The organism is Dyadobacter sp. CY345 (assembly GCF_021502725.1).
Taxonomy (GTDB): Bacteria; Bacteroidota; Bacteroidia; order Cytophagales; family Spirosomataceae; genus Dyadobacter.
Genome location: NZ_JAKFFS010000005.1, coordinates 425,653 through 442,027 on the forward strand (window position 1 = coordinate 425,653; position 16,375 = coordinate 442,027).

Below are 16,375 nucleotides of genomic sequence, written 5' to 3' on the forward strand. Positions count from 1 at the left end.
AGTAAATATTTAAGAACTATTGTACAAATAAATGATGCGAATGCTTAGATTTGCCAATTGTTTTTGATTTTTAATCTATCCAATCTGATACTATATGGCTCTGTTTAGAAAATACTATCAGAAGGTCATCGTTGAGCAGGCTCTTGATCAGCCCAGCTGGGGAGTTGCTGTCATCAATGTGGGACATAATATTCATCCGCCAGGTGTTAGTTATCCGGATTACCAACACCCGGGCGACTACGTATTTGACTGGGACAAAGGCCGCGTTCTGGAAGAATTTCAATTGGTTTACATATCGCGCGGCCAGGGAATTTTTGAAGCTGATGGCGTAAAGCCGACGATGATTGAGGCAGGTACTGCTTTTCTGCTTTTTCCAGGCGTATGGCATCGTTATCGCCCTTCGGAACAGACGGGCTGGGAAGAATTCTGGGTTGGTTTCAAGGGTTCCTATGCTGATTACCTGATGGAGCAATCATGTTTTCAATCTGACAAACCATTAATTCAAATCGGTTTTAATAGTGAATTGTTACAGGTCCTGACACATCTAGTGGATACAGTTCGTTTTAGTTCTGACTCTTGTGGTACACTATCCTCTTGTCTTACAATCCAGGTATTAGCTTTGCTTTATGCATCAGCAATCATGAAGAACCCTGAGCAAAGCCAAAGATATCAGCTCATTCTACATGCAAAATTTAGAATTCAGGAATATGAGGAAAGTGATCTGGACCTGGAAGAACTGGCGAAAGAACTGAATGTCAGCTATGTTTGGTTTCGAAAAGAATTTAAAAGAATTGTGGGTACCTCCCCCGGTCAGTACCATTTAAACCTGCGAATTAAACGCGCAAGGCAGCTTCTAAATGAAACTGACCTTTCGATTGGAAATATTTCTGATCAGCTGGGTTTTGATTCAGATTTTCATTTCTCTAAAATATTCAAACAGAAAGTCGGATTGTCTCCCTCAAATTATCGTAAAAATTTCTTGAAAATTCAGGTCTAACATGACCATAGTTTGGAGGCAATGCAAGAATATATTGTCAGTGAATTCTGCACCACAAATCTAAGATGATACATCTGGGCAGTTACCTTTTGAAACAGCGCCATTCCAAACCCTTTTTGGTTAAAAAGAAAATGCTATAAGTCAAAATGTCAATTAGTTTTTCACAAAAGTGATAATTTTAAATTTCCTAATAAATCGGAAACGAGTTCTGCAAGCGAGCAGCTCGTCAGGAATAGTCAAGCCGACTTAAATAAGCTAATGTCTGCTGATCGCTTTCCACGTTAAGAATGGCTTGAATCACTACATAACCTGAGATGCCAATAACATCAATTCGAGCCGCTTGCATATTTTGATATAGCCTCATCCATCTAAGCCAGCGAGCCACGATGATGACAGTATTGCCCAAAGGATTTGTAAATAGGTCAGGATTAACAGTTAACTCCGAAACTTTTAAATCGGGCCGATTTCATTTTTCCAATAGCCTCTGCCCCAAGTAAACTGTGTTTTTCGTTCCTGCCACAGACTTCCTTATTTCCTGCTCAATAACTTTTCGATTTCTTCCAGTGATTTTCCTTTCGTTTCAGGCACCCGTGCTTTAACAAAAATAAAATAAGCAAGACAGATCACCGCATGTATTAAAAATGTTACTGACAGGCCGAAGTACTTGTTCATGACCGGGAACAGCGAGGTAGTAAAAAAATTAGCGATCCATAAAGCCAGCGTTGCCACAGCCAATGCATTACCACGGATCTTGTTAGGAAAAATCTCCGACAATGCTACCCAGGTTACAGGTCCCAGTGTGGCAGAATAAATGGCAATGAAGGCAAGTACAAAAATCAGTACCCAAATGCCCGGCAACTGAAAGTAAAATGCAGCCGACAATGCAATCGCATCGACGAAAAGCATGAATGACCCATACTGGAGTAACTTTTTCCGACCCGCACGGTCGATCGTGGCAATGGCGATAAAAGTGAATATAAAATTGATGACGCCGATGATAATGGACTGTAAAAATGCAGAATCCTGAGCCATTCCCGCTTTTTTGAAAAGTTCAGGTGCGTAGGAAAAGAGCGAATTCTGACCGACGGCCTGGGAACATACCGCTATTACGATGCCTATTAAGACGATATGCCAGACATCTTTTTTGAATAAGTCCGCTACTTTCGTTACCGACTTTTCAGCAAAACTTAACGTGATCTGCTCTGCCTCTGCTCTGGCATAACTTGCCCCTCCGATCCGCGCCAAAATTTGATCGGCTTCCGGACTCCTCCCTTTACCAATGAGCCAACGCGGACTTTCGGACACAAAAAACAAGCCAAACAAGAATAACAATGAAGGCGCGGATTGGGAAGAAAACATCCATCGCCAGTTATTTTCGCCGGTGTTCAGCAACAGATAATTTGACAGATATGCCAATAAAATCCCGATCACAATGGACAGTTGGTAAAAGGATACCATCCTGCCGCGCATGGCGGAAGGCGAAATTTCAGCCACATACATCGGACAGACCAACGCAGCTGCCCCAACAGCTACGCCACTTAACATCCTGAACATGACAAAAAGTGGAAACGAGCCAGCCCAGCCGGTACCTGCGCCGGTTATTGCAAAAAGTATTGCACAAAGCATCAGAAGTTTTTTTCTCCCCAGCGTATCACTCAACCTGCCTCCGATTACCGCACCGATGGCGGCACCCAGATTAATACAGCCAACAGCCCAGCCGGTTTCAAGCTCACTGAGTTGAAAGTGATTTACAAAAAAAGAAACTGTACCTGAAATAATGACCAGGTCGAACCCGAACAATACGCCGCCCAAAGCCGCAATGGTACTGATCAGGTAGACGTAACCTTTGTTGATTTGATAGTTTCCGGTAATAACATCGGGTCCGGTTGCAATTACGACTGCCATAATAATTGGTTTTTCATATTGGTCAAAATGGCTGTTGGCTATCGGCTGTCAAGAGTCAATGTCCGACTATCGAAAGCCGACTGCCGAAAGCCGATAGCCTCACTTCAAAGATACATCCGCTTCCTTGCTCAAAAAATCTGATCCGTCCTCTGCCAATCCGGTTGCATCCCAGGTCAGTAACGCGTTGTCCGGGACGATCTCAATGGGTGTAATGCTTGCAGAAGATGACGATGATTCGTTATAGCCAATATTCGTTGAACGATTGTAACACGATATCATAGACCACCTTGGATTATCAGACAAGTTGGCCTCTGAACGGTGCAGAATGTTGCTATGGAAAAAAAGCACATCACCTGCTTTCAGCTCCACATATACCCGCTCCATGGTTTGCAGTGCAAGATCCACATAACGTTGCGAAGCTCCAACCTGTTCTCCCGAAAAACCATGCTCCACCCTACCCATTTTGTGCGAGCCTTTAATAACCTGCAAACAGCCGTTTTCCTCATTGGCATCCGTGATGGCGAACATGACAGACATCATCTGGTCAGGCAGCAGGAATTCGTTTTTATACCAATATCCATAATCCTGGTGCCATTCCCAGGCACCGCCCACCTTCGGCTCTTTTTGCATTAGTTTGGAATGATAGTGACATACCGAATGCTGCTCATCATCAGGCTGGCGATCTAATAACTGATCAACCGACCTAACCAGCGTCTCTCCACGGGTGAGCAATCCGTACACATCGTTGCCGGGTTTATACCAGAGGGAGAGCTTGCTGCGTTTGCCTGAGCTATCGTTTACGTTGATCGCGTGTTTGCTTACCGCGCTGTCTTCAATGGCGATGGAATACAATTTCGCCACTTCATCAGCATCGTAAAATGCTCTGATAATCAGATAGCCGTCGGTATGATACTGGTTAATCTGTTCAGTTGTCAATGTTTGCTTTGCCATAATCTTGTCTGTTAAATTTCGTGATCATTCTACCATTACTTCAAATAATTTCCCATCGTACAATTCATCCAGCCTTACGCGGAACCCGGATTGGGCAAGCTCTTTTCCTGTTCCGGAGGCAATACTCTTTTCAGTCAGAGCTTCTATAATCCTGTATCGTTTGTTCGGGTCAAGATATTGGATGGTTACCTGCCGCTCCTGATCGGTTCCGCCTTGCCGGAAAACGCCGATTGTTCCGCCGGATTTAGATTCTGTGTTAATGCGCTGAAAGCCATCCCAGGCACCTTCCTTGGGTTCGCCAAACCCCGCCAGGTCCTGCCTGTAAGTCATAATCTGATGCCGGTTTTCCATGCGTTGCAGCCAGTCTGCATAACCACGATATTTTTTCAGGTCGTCGCCCGACAATTTTCTTGGATCACCCAGCATGATAGGCAAGGCGCCAGCCAGTGATTTAATATGCAATGCCCAGCCCTCGTCCTGCATTTCAGGATTTCCAATGACCAATGCCGTTGCAGGCACAGCGGGCGAACGCCACCATGCCATATTCCGCACACGCAGATCCACCTGAGTTCCGGGCCCATAGAAATTGGAAAGCCAGTCGCCTTCTGCATGTTTGAGCATGGCGTAATCGATCAATTGCAGCCCACCCATTGTTTCAAATGTACAATCAATAAACAGCGACGGTTTGGCCACGTGCAACTCATCGAAGAGTTTCCATACTTCTTCGTAATTGGTATATAAAGATTCGTGATGGTCGCGATGACCCGGATGGCCCGCAGCGTAACAGCCTGTTACCTTATTGCCAAAACGGTAAGTACTGGTAACAACAGTAAAATCCAGTTTCAGATATTCCAGCCCATATTCCAGTGCCAGTTTGAGCAATACTTCCTTGATATACCCCTTCCAGGCCGTACCGAAACAGGCTGTCCGCATACTGAGGTCATCTTCATGCAAATTGGCAGGCTGCTGTTTTTCATCCAGCACAAACCATTCCGGATGCGCCTGGTAAACTTTACTGTCCGGAGATGCGCTGCCAACGCTGACCCAAAGCCCCGGTTTCATCCCCAGGGATTTGATATAGTCAAAAACCGGTTTCAGACCATTAGGGAATTTCTTCTTATCAATCACCCAGTCACCATAATTATCGGCCCAGCCGTCATCGATAATAAATTCTTTCATTCCGGCAACGGCGGCGGCCTTTGCCAGTTCCATCACAAGTTTCTCGTTAATATCTTTCCGAAACGGCACCCAGGTATTGTAAATAAAAGTAGGCTTCTGTTCCAATTCGGAAAGACGTATGCCCATATGTTTTCTGACAAAGTCCGGAACGGCAGAATTAAGTATCTCGTCCGGATCTTTATGATTGTTGTAAACCATGGTAAAAACCTGCGGTGTTACAAAAGTATCGTCTTTATTGATATATTTTCTGAATGGAAAACGCGCGTCCTTGTGCGTTAGGCCGCTCAAAATCACAGGTTCATCCCAGAAAACCGAAGTATGTTTTACCACACCGGATGCTTCGTTTCCTATCACAATTCCTTGCTTCCAGTCGCTGTTATGCACCGTCACCAGTGCATCCTGCATATTCCCGTCATAAGGGCCTATGGAACGCCGCCGGCCATAATCGTGACAAATCCAGCTGAAAGTGGTCGCATTGTAGGGGGTAACCTTAAACTTTTCAATATCAACAGATTCCAGCTGAACATCGCGGCCGGAAAGATTTTTGATCGTTAGGCTTTTACGAACAACAGGCAGATCAGGATATAACAAATAATTCACGGTGAGCTCCACCTGATGGTCGCTGCTTAAAAGCGTCACGGCAGCACCCTGACCTGATTTTGAATCTGTGATCTTTTGTATATTCTTTAAAGTCCACTCTCCCAGCCCGGAGTAAACTTTTTTATCAAACTCAAACTGAAATTCCGGACTTTTTTTATCAAAATATTTAAAATCACCCGCCACCGGTTTGTATTCAGTGGTAAAGTATTGTCCTCCGGAAGCAGGTAGCTGGATTACCCTCTTAACAAGTCCGTTATTCAATACCAGCTCCGAAGTGCTCCATTTCGCGTAATTGTCCTGGGCGAACAGATTACTATACACAATTACAAATGAAACAAATAAGAACAGATTGACTTTCCGGGCCATAAACAGCTATTTTCAATTTTTTTATACTTGTACTATTACAATTCAAAATTCATCTTTTCCGGGAAATATCAACTGAACGATTTTACTCTAAACATGGATTATTATACCTTTGAAAGAAAACGCGGCAATTTGAACCAATTTGTAAAGTGTGATGAGAAAAAGCAGAGGTTTTGAAGGAGAATTGATCATTGAGGTACCTAAAATCGCCGTTACAAATTGCGAAGAGCTTCCGTTGATCCGGTCGCTGTTCATTTCCCGTATGGGTTTTTACCCAAAGGCATTACATCACTATTACCAGCGACCCGGCGGAATCTCGCAGGTCATCCTTTTATACTGCACCGATGGCAAAGGATGGATTCAGATACAGGACGAAAATATCACGGTTCACGCAGGCGAAATAATTGTTATTCCAACCGGTATACCGCATTCTTACGGCGCAGACTCAAAAAATCCATGGAGTATCTATTGGTTCCATCTGAACGGGAGCCAGGGAAATGAAGCTGCTTATGCGATCATGGGTACAGAAAACCAAAATTTCCAGCCCATTCAGGTAGGTTTTTCAGACGAGCGGAACGTGATTTTCAAACAGATCGCAACAACATTTTTAAAAGGTTATAGTGCTGCCAACCTGCTGCTCGCAAACTTGTCCCTGCCCTATTACCTTTCCACCTTTATAGCACCTGAGTTTTTTAGCCAGCAAAATGGCGTTACAACACACGTCAGCGCGACGGACCGGGCGGTAAAATTTATGCAGGAAAATCTTTCGCGCGCTATCACACTGGATAATATTGCCCAGTCTGCGAACCTATCCATCTCATTTTTTTCAAGAAAATTTAAACAGGATACCGGCTACACGCCGATTGAATATTTCAACCACCTCAGGATCCAAAAAGGATGTCAGCTACTCCATTTCAGCGATCTTCGCATCAATGAAGTAGCCTCTCAGATCGGAATTGACGATCCTTTTTATTTTTCAAGATTATTTAAACAACAAATGGGCGTTTCGCCGGTGAATTACAGAAAAAACAAGGGTACTGATATGCATTAGTTTTTGATTTTCTGTGGATCGAATAAGCGCAGATCAGTAATTGCTAACCAAAAACGTACACAGCAAGACATTGAAGAACAATTCCAAGGAGCACCGTTTTTTTATTTGCTTTTATCGAAATATTTAATCATTCCAGATCAGCGATACATCGGAATCCAACGGTCCCACACCGGTCCAGTCCCGGCCAGGTAAGCAGGTACTTCGCACCAAAATTAGTTTTCTGAGCGCCCTGGTCCGCATACCACTCGGAGGCACGATTGATATACCAGGCACCACCCCGTAAAATACAATAGTCATTGTACCCATCTGTACGTTCGCTTTCAGTCATTTGCCATACATTCCCGCTCATGTCATAAAGGCCCGTTTTTGTTTTGCCTCTTTCGAATTTGGTCACCGGCGTCGTGCCAGACCATTGTCCCGAATTAACAAAAGCAGAGTCCAGGGTATTGCCCCAGGGATAAGCAGTTGCCTCCCCGCTGTTCTGCGCAGCCCATTGCCATTCGGCTTCTGTGGGCAGACGTTTCTTCGCCCATTTGGCATAGGCACGCGCATCATGGAGATCAACATACGTTACCGGATGATTTTCCAGACCTTTAGGTGGCCTGCCATTTTTCCAATGTTTGAGGAAATTTTCAGAATGATTGGGTTTGTAGCCAGATGCTTTAAGGAAAATGGCAAATTGAGCATTGGTAACCAAGGTCCTATCCATTGCAAACGGATGCAGTTTCGTCGTTACTTTTGCCGTCGTGATCTCGTTCCGGGTCTGGCTGTATGAATAATCCACATAATTTCCGATCGGGTAAAAGCCGCATTCCCGCTGGCGAAAGGCAAAAGTCATATGCACAGAATCTGCTGGAACCGGAATACGCGACATTTCCTTAGGAAACGACGTTGTATTGTATTTTTGTGTTAAACCAACAGGTTCCAATATGTGTGCAGGAAGTATTACTGCGGTACTAAAATCTGCCTTTTCACGCGCTTCTGCCTGTTTTTTCAGAAAGGCGAAAAATTCTGGTGAGCATTCATCTCCGGGGATAGCCAGAATTCCTGCGATGGCTTTAGGTTTTAAATCGGCGTTGATACTAACCTTACCATTTTCAATTGTAGTGTGTATTTCAGCTCCGCTGATCAGATCAAAATAACGCATTCCTTTCACATATTCCTGTTCAAAAAGCATCCCGGTCGTCCGTTGCTCCTGTCGGTTGATGATGGTCCATAATATTTTATTCCCCAGCTTCCACTGAGAGGCAAAAACCCGGTTTAATTGAACAGGAAATAAAGGTGTCCAATCGCCTTCCGTGAAAAAAGCGGTGTACTGTCGCAGAACGGGCAATATAGCTTTGTAATAATACCTGTCACGCGGGTTTAATGGATTTACAGTTCCAAACACATTCTCCCAGATCACCAGTCCGCAGCCATTCACCCATGCATTTTGTATGAGCGTTGATTGTTCATGACTGAATCTAGACAGCCGGTAAATCATATGCTTTTGTTCCAGCCAGTGGTTCCTTACCAGATGCGGCACTTCGCCAAATTCCAGATTTTTGTATTTTTCGTTCCAACCCACTTCCAGCCAGGACTGGTGTACGAGGTTTAATGCTTCGGGGTTGATTGGAATCTCAGACTGAAATATGGCACCTTTTTTAGCTTGCTGTAAATTGTCAAAAAAACCGTCCACGATCGAAATCGTATCCAGATAAACTCCGTCAGCATCTATCTCCTTCACCATTTTCAAAAGTTCGTCTTCGTCCCGAATTCCCTGTTTTCTGGCAATATTGTCCCAGGGATTGTAGGCGATCATCAACCTCTTGCCCATCGCATGAAGCTCGTCAGATAGTTTTTTCAGGCCATTGACACCGCCGGGTAAATTCCGGTAGAAATCAAATTGTGTCCTGTTGTCAAAACCCAGCTGCGGATAGGTTGGCCACAGCACAACCACGTCCACACCACCGTACTGGTCTTCATGTTTTTGCAAACAGGCACGAATGTCGAAATTCCCGTTCTGGTCATAAAGTGTCTTTTCATTGGCCATCAAAAAGAATGTGGAATATGCATGGGAAGCCCAGTTAAAGTCAGGATTGCGGTAATTTTCATTGTTGTAATGCAAATATTGAAGTGTAGAATCCTTCCAGATCTTCAACTCGTTTCGCCACGCATCCCATTTCTCAGGGTTCGTGGGCGCTTCGATCAGCTGATAGTGTCGCTTGGTAAGTCCCTGCGCATTATTTTCCTGCGACCAGCCTTTTGTGAACAGGAATAAATAAAAAAATAAGAAAAAATATAAGGATTTACGATTTAACATTTTAATTCTGAATATCAATTTTTTCACTTCCGGACTGGGAAAAATCTTTTTTGCTATCACTTAATTTACGGCCGTTTACTATTACGTCCTTTAATTCAATACCCTGAACATGATCCGTCACAAAAGCTGGCCGTGACTCTTGCTCAGGAAATGTTAATGAAATATTGGACAGGCTTATCCCTTTTGCATTCCTGATATAAAACCCGCTTGCAGGCAACCGCATACCGAAAGTCAGACGGTTTTCAGGGTAACCTTTTATGTCTTCCTTTATTTGAGCTGGAAAAGTTTTCAGGAGCTCAGCATTTACACCGATCTTAACTTGAATGTCAATATTGGAAAGCGTGATATCCTCCACAAGGCTGTTTTCCAAACCGGCGATGATGGATGGAATGATGCTTCTGCTTTCTGCACGGATATTCTGTATTAAAATGTGACGCATCACAGAAGGTTTTTTATCCGGATTCATAAACCTGGCCCCGACCCGAATGAAGATCGGACTGAGCATATCGGACATGACAATATTCGAGATATTGATATTTTCAACAATTCCCCCGTCGACGCCCAGAATAACAATTCCAGTATTCACGCTCTGCTGGTCAGGCTGATCAACGAGATCCGGTGTCATTTTCCAGTGACGGTATCCGTTATATGATGCTTTTTTTACAATGCAATTATTTACTGTGATGTTTCGAAAGCCACTCCGGGAGCCGGTGCCAAATTTAATTCCGTTACACAGCGATGAAAGTATACAGTTGGTGACCGTGATGTTCTCGCAGAATTTTTCCAGATACTCGCTTTTAAAACAAAGCGCGTCATCTTCGGCATCAATAATGCAATTCGTGATGGTAACATCTTTCGCATCCATATCCAGGCCATCGCAGTTCCAGTTGGACATACTTCGGAGATAAATTCCGTCGACATTCACACGCTCACAACCTGAAATTGAAACGGTAATCTGCGCCGAATTGAGTACTTGGATGCCTTTTAACAGCACATCCATACAACCTATAAAAAACAGATTTTTGGGTCTGCCATCTTTATTTAACCCAAGTTGAAATTCCTTTCCATCGCCTGCGCCCCTGATAGCACCTAAGCCATATATGCCGGTATGAGCAGCGCGGTCTGCAATGATGATCGCTTTCATGCTTTCTACATACAGACCGTTGTGGGTAATGGTGCCAAACTTTTTCGCTTCCACAATCGAATGGTCGGGATAATCGGCAGCGTCATAACTTCCTTGCAGCACGGCTCCGGGCATCAGGTTGAGATATACATTGGATTTCAAAAAAACGGTACCTGTAAAATAGCGACCCGCAGGCACCATCACCTCTCCTCCGCCTTTGGCAAAACATTGGTCAATAGCAGATTGAATGGCCCGGGTATTCAGGAATGTGCTATCAGTTTTGGCACCGAAGTCAGTTATATTATATTGCTGTGCAATAATTCGCAGTGTCGACAAAACCACAAAAAGCGCAGAAAAAAGGATACGGATTCTCATACTTTTTTTGCATTATTTACAATCCGTACATTCATAAGCTCCCCGGTCTGGTGCAGCACCTTTGGGACGACTAATGCCCAGAATATCTTTAAGACTATACTGACCATTAACCTGACTTCCCTGATCGATGGCCGGACTACCTTTTTTTATCTTAAAATCAGCCTTAGCATGGTCTGTCGACGGGTTTACAAATTGCGGATCGGCCTCAATATCTTGCTTCCCTTTAAAACCGATTTTACCGTTGAAATAAATATTATTGGCATAAATCTCAGTCGGATTTTTTGGCATCGAATTGCACTGCCCGCCTTCCCGCGCATTCATAATGTTGTTGATGATATTTACGTCGTGGCACTGGTTGGTGTAAATATCTGGATAGTTCATGACCGTACCGTTATGGTAAGCGGTGTTATTAATGATATCTACATGGTCGGCTTTGAACGAATGGATTCCAGACCCGCCATTATTGAAACTCACGTTATTTTCAACCAGTGTCCTGCCTGTATATGCCTGGTCAGCCGTTGCCGATGCCGCATCCTGATTATCATAAGCATGTTGATTAACGTCAATAATAATGCCATTTCCATCACTAAGTCTTTTAAGTTGGGCCCAGGGAACCGTCGTTTTATTGTTACTGACGACATTGTTTCGTATAAAGTTTTTGTAGGTAGTTATTCTATCACTGTTAAACGGCGTAAGAATGCTGATTCCGCTTCCGGCATACATCATATACCATGCATTATTAAAAACAACATTGTTCTCGATCGTCAGATAGTCCGCCTGGATTGCATTGATGCCGCCACCTGGAAAATCATGTACGGTACAATGCCGGACTATGATATGATGGGGAAATCTGGATTCTTTTTTGGGGCCACCGATTGTAATCGCATTGGTATTATATCCAGCATAATAGGCGTAGTTTGTTCCGCCATTGATGTGCTCGCTGTAAACTGTCATCGCTCCCTCGTAGGTAAGATTGGAATTGTTGCCTGCCAGTTCAAAGCCTTCCAATAAAATGTAAGAGCCATTGACAGACACCGCGTTCCAAACGTTTCCGGCGGCTGTAATTTTCGGTTTGTGCCCTTTTAGTGCTTTAATGGTAATGTAAGCATCCTGTCTGCCTGAGTTTTTTATATTCAGGATAGCCCCAGAAGTGGTATTATAGGTGCCGTTGAGCACAAAAACGGTGTCTCCCGGCTGGGCTGTATCAGCGCCTTTCTGAAGGCTTTGAAATGCTTTTGCCTGCGATTTTCCGCTGTTATCATCACTTCCATTGGGAGAGACATAGTAACTGGTTGCGTAGGCATTATTGAAAAAACAAATGGCTGATAGTATGCAAGCGCTTAATTTCATCATTTTTATTCAGGTTGTTTATTTTTCCAGAGTTTAAAATCGTCCCAATAGATTTGCAGCGTTTTGCTTTGTGATTTCATAAAACTTACCAATTCTTTGGAGGTGTAAAGTTTCATCGGATTATAGCCGGTAAGTCCGTTGGGAGCAGGATCGAAGGTATTGTGTGTAAAATTTCTTACATCATAGACCACCTGTCTGTTTCCACCGTCGGGGGTAATGGCCATGTAAAATCTGCCCGTTTGACTATCCCCTTCTTTGAAATAATAGTCCATCGTAAACCACTTCCCGACCGGGACTTTGACGCTGTCATTCTTTGCTTTCCAGACTTCTTTCTGACCGGCATTTTCTGCATTTAGTATAAAATACAGATCACTTTCACCCGCAGGTTTCCCGATCCCTAATGTGATCCGGAAGCCATATTTTTCCGTGGACGCCCACCATTCATTGTTCCAGAATTCCGATATGGTCAGCCAGGATACACCTTTGGGATATTTTTTTAACGTATTAAAATCGTCAGCAAGAAATACCCTCACCGATTGATAGAATTCTTTGTAACCTCCCTTGATCCCATACAAATCTGCCTGAACACGCGCTTTTTCCTGATTTTCACTCGCAAGCCAATAGTCATTCAGCCAGAAGTGGAGCACTTTATTTTTTGGATTTACAGGATCCGAAACAATGTCTGTATACCGCTTGCTGTCGTCCCCTCCGGTGTATTCAAACCGGAATGTGGTGCCGCCTTTATTTTCCAGGTCTTTGACCCAGTCACTTTTTTCCGACTGCGAATTGTCCCGCCCGATCATATCGTGCCGGGAGCCGTCGGGGATCACTTTCGATCCCTCTTCAAAACCAGATTGAAAGATAAGCTCCGCAGGAGATGCGGACGGAACTGACGTCTTTTGAGTTTTGTCTACCTGCGCGCCGCATCCCAGGCTGACAGTCAGCAAAACGATTATGATGTAAGCTATTTTCAAATGTTCCAGTGGATATGATTGGGTGAATTTAATTTAAATGTCCAGAGGTGAGAATACGCCTTATCCAAAGAGAGGCAAGCAATTGCTTCAAACTATAACATCCCAACCCTTAGCATATTCCCTCGACCAGAGTTTCATAGCCTCTTTGTCATCCAGAATGTGCCCGTTTGACGGATCACATTTCAACGTTCTTCCTACCCGGTAGGAAATATTGCCAAGCTGTGGAAGCAAAGTTGATTTATGACCTTCCAAAATCGGTGCATTAATTTTTTCATTTCCACGGATTGCCTTACAGAAATTTGCCAGGTGCATTCCGTCTAGCTTCTCTAACGGGCTGACGGTATTAGTAGCGTCGAACGGCGTATCATCCTTAACCTCCGCAACCAGTTTGTTACCCATGTCATACACCTGAAAACTGTTGGCTCCCGGGTATACAATCGTGCCTTTGTCACCATAAAAAATGACGCCCCTGCCGCTGCCCTCAGAATTATAGCCATTGCAGCTTCTACCTTCCCAGGTACAGGCGGTATTATTCCCGAAATTATAAGTGATAGTCTGCGTGTCCGGCGTTTCCCAATCGTCCTGAAAATGAAACCTCCCCCCTGCCGAAACGACTTGCGTCGGGTAGTCCACACCTAGTCCCCAACGAATTACATCCAGCTCATGGGTACCATTGTTGAGTGATTCGCCGGTACCCCAGTTCCAGAACCAGTGCCAATTATAATGCACCAGATTATCTTTGTAATCACGGCGCGGTGCCGGGCCCTGCCACAGGTCGAAATCCAGATTTTTAGGAACCGCCGCTACCGAACCTTTTCCGATAGATTTACGACTGTTTACATACCAGCCCCTCGCAAAATAAACCCGCCCGATCTGGCCCTCATGTAATCTCGCAATCATGTCTTTTACATTGCAAAAAGTCCGTCGCTGGCTACCCATTTGCACGACCTTTTTATACTTATTAGTCGCCTCCACAAGCAACTCACCCTCCCGTGGGTTATGGCTGCAAGGTTTTTCAACATAAACATGCTTTCCGGCTTGTAAGGCCACGATAGCCGCCGGGGTATGCCAGTGATCAGGTGCCGCTATGGCGACTGCATCAAAATCCTTCTTCTCAAGCATTTTTCTTATATCACTGAATCCCTGCGGTTTTTTTCCTGTAATCTTCTCAATTTCTGTGATCGTTTTTTCGAGGACTTTCGCGTCAGGATCACAGACATAGGCGATCTCCACATTGGGTAAAGAGGCAAAGGTTTTCGCCAGGAACATCCCGCGGCTGTTCGTCCCCATCATGCCAAGTACCACTTTCTCATTAGGTTGTCCGCGAAAAGCATACAGGTCGGAAACGGTCAGCATCCCCGCCGTTCCCAATGCGGTAGTTTTTATAAAATCACGACGATTTTGCATATCTGTGTTGGTTTGCAATAACATTATTACTTCTCTTCAAATGCATTTTTGACTTCAAACTACCACAATGGATTTTGTATCAAAGCACTTGAAATACTGATCTCGCCCTGTGGAATCGGATAAAGGTACATTCTAGCTGTAAAGACTCTATCCTCAACTTTGGTGGGTTGGTAAGTAAAAGTGCTGTCATTAACTCTCGAAATGGAAACCCCGCGCAAAGGAGTGCCTAGTGTCGTTTCAGCCAGCATCCAGCGACGTACGTCCCAGAAACGATGATCCTCGAAAGCAAATTCCACACGCTTTTCATTGCGAATTCGTTCGCGCATTTCAACCTGGGACAAATTGGCGGGCAGCGGCGGCATGGCTACACTGGTTCTGGTGCGAACCAGATCTACGTACTTTTTAATATCAGGATTGCCCGGGCTCCATTCATTGAGTGCCTCAGCATAATTTAGATAAATTTCAGGATAACGGATGATGATCCAACTATGAACACCTGTATTTCCGTTCAGCAGATTGAGGCTTTCGATCTGATATTTTCTGAGATAGTAACCTGTTTTGGAAGCATTGATGATCGGTTTTCCATCCAGTCCACCTGACCAAAGCTGGACTTTTCGTTGCGGAGTACCAAACGTGCTGTTGTTCGTGATAACCGACATCCCAAGGCGCGGATCACGGTTCGCATACGGGTTAGCAGCCATAACCGGATCGTTCCAGTTGAACTTCACGGCGGTAGTCGCGTTTACCTTCACTTCGTACGCATCCACCAGGTCCTGAGAAGGCGTATTGCCGCTTAGCCCGAGATTAAAACCGATCGGCGAGTTATTCTTTTCAAATTGGTTGCTCGCACCATTCCGCCTGGTAAAAATAATTTCGTTGTTGTTGAAAGTATTAAACAGTGATTTGTAGTTACCCAGATTTGGAAGTGCATCGGCATCGATAACAGCCTTGGCAGCATCAGAAGCCGCTTTCCAACGTGCTGCCCGGTCACCTACCGGCAGAGAGATCAATTCAGGTTTGGCAAATCCGCCAGCCCAGGATGGATTGTTGAAAAGCTCACTGGCAGCATACAATAACACCCTGCTTTTCAGTGCCAGCGCCGCTACTTTTGTTACCCTGCCCAAATCTGTACCGGACACGTATGGTGCTGTTGACCCATTGAGCGGTAATTTGACGGCGGCCGAGTCACATTCAGAAGTTATAAACTGAATGCACTCTTCCAGCGAATTCCTGCCAACTTTCGTGTAGTCGTCTTCCAGTGAAAAAACGTTATTTAAAATCGGGACGCCACCGTAACGTTTCACAAGTTCAAAATAAAAGTATGCGCGCAGAAAACGTGACTCGTATTTCCATCTGGTAATGGCTGCCAGATTGGTATTGTAAACAGCCTGCGCAGATGACGACGGATCAAGTTTCCACGGATCCAGATTAATATCATCGGTTGATAACAAAAACTGGTTCACCTTCCTGATACCACGGTAGTAGGTCGCCCAGACAGGGTCGGGGTTGCTCACCGCACTCCAGCTTCCACTGTTAAAAGCCTGAATGGCATTATTTTCAGTTGTAAACTCCGATTCATCCGAAGCGGATGCCATCATCGCTGCACCGCCGATGTATACCGTTCCATCAGGTATGTCAGCGTAGATGGAGTTCAGTAAATTCTGCACATTGGTAAAGGACTGCTCGATCTCATTCCTCCCGATTGAGGTGACAAACTCCCTGTCAAGATCCTGGCAAGCTGTTAAGGTCAATAAAATTCCAGCCGTTAATACTTGGATATATCTTTTCATACTGTTTC

11 protein-coding genes are annotated in these 16,375 nt (G+C 44.5%); 2 read left to right on the top strand and 9 right to left on the bottom strand.

From position 1 onward, the window contains the following. Positions 1-94 precede the first annotated feature (94 nt). Positions 95-997: an AraC family transcriptional regulator gene (locus L0657_RS22395; RefSeq protein ID WP_235153000.1), complete on the top strand. Its 903-nt coding sequence runs from the start codon at positions 95-97 to the stop codon at positions 995-997. 528 nt (positions 998-1,525) lie between these two features. Here the strand turns inward: L0657_RS22395 and L0657_RS22400 are convergent. The 3 genes from L0657_RS22400 to L0657_RS22410 form a co-directional block, all read right to left on the bottom strand. Next, entirely contained in the window at positions 1,526-2,902 is a 1,377-nt protein-coding gene (locus tag L0657_RS22400; RefSeq protein WP_235153001.1) for a sugar porter family MFS transporter, read from the bottom strand. 99 nt (positions 2,903-3,001) lie between these two features. After that, complete coding sequence (locus L0657_RS22405; RefSeq protein ID WP_235153002.1) at positions 3,002-3,853, bottom strand: phytanoyl-CoA dioxygenase family protein; 852 nt, start codon at positions 3,851-3,853, stop codon at positions 3,002-3,004. A 24-nt stretch (positions 3,854-3,877) separates the two neighbouring features. Then, positions 3,878-5,998 (bottom strand): glycoside hydrolase family 36 protein, encoded by a 2,121-nt coding sequence (locus tag L0657_RS22410; RefSeq protein WP_235153003.1) that lies wholly within the window; start codon positions 5,996-5,998, stop codon positions 3,878-3,880. 151 nt (positions 5,999-6,149) lie between these two features. Between L0657_RS22410 and L0657_RS22415 the strand changes: the two genes are divergently transcribed. Then, positions 6,150-7,046 carry an AraC family transcriptional regulator gene (locus L0657_RS22415; RefSeq protein WP_235153004.1) on the top strand — a complete coding sequence of 299 codons (897 nt, stop codon included), beginning with the start codon at positions 6,150-6,152 and terminating at the stop codon, positions 7,044-7,046. Positions 7,047-7,173: 127 nt separating this feature from the next. Here L0657_RS22415 and L0657_RS22420 read toward each other — a convergent pair whose 3' ends face one another. The 6 genes from L0657_RS22420 to L0657_RS22445 all read right to left on the bottom strand — a co-directional run bounded on the left by L0657_RS22420 (position 7,174) and on the right by L0657_RS22445 (position 16,367). Continuing rightward, positions 7,174-9,348 carry an SUMF1/EgtB/PvdO family nonheme iron enzyme gene (locus L0657_RS22420; RefSeq protein ID WP_235153005.1) on the bottom strand — a complete coding sequence of 725 codons (2,175 nt, stop codon included), beginning with the start codon at positions 9,346-9,348 and terminating at the stop codon, positions 7,174-7,176. A gap of 1 nt (position 9,349) precedes the next feature. Then, positions 9,350-10,846: a glycoside hydrolase family 28 protein gene (locus L0657_RS22425; protein ID WP_235153006.1), complete on the bottom strand. Its 1,497-nt coding sequence runs from the start codon at positions 10,844-10,846 to the stop codon at positions 9,350-9,352. Between the two features lie 12 nt (positions 10,847-10,858). Next, entirely contained in the window at positions 10,859-12,199 is a 1,341-nt protein-coding gene (locus L0657_RS22430) for a choice-of-anchor Q domain-containing protein (RefSeq protein WP_235153007.1), read from the bottom strand. Between the two features lie 2 nt (positions 12,200-12,201). Beyond that, positions 12,202-13,170, bottom strand: coding sequence for a hypothetical protein (locus tag L0657_RS22435; protein ID WP_235153008.1), 969 nt, complete (start codon positions 13,168-13,170; stop codon positions 12,202-12,204). Between the two features lie 87 nt (positions 13,171-13,257). Continuing rightward, on the bottom strand, positions 13,258-14,577 hold the full coding sequence (locus L0657_RS22440; RefSeq protein WP_235153009.1) for a Gfo/Idh/MocA family protein: 1,320 nt from the start codon (positions 14,575-14,577) through the stop codon (positions 13,258-13,260). 59 nt (positions 14,578-14,636) lie between these two features. After that, positions 14,637-16,367 carry a RagB/SusD family nutrient uptake outer membrane protein gene (locus L0657_RS22445; protein ID WP_235153010.1) on the bottom strand — a complete coding sequence of 577 codons (1,731 nt, stop codon included), beginning with the start codon at positions 16,365-16,367 and terminating at the stop codon, positions 14,637-14,639. Positions 16,368-16,375: the final 8 nt, after the last annotated feature.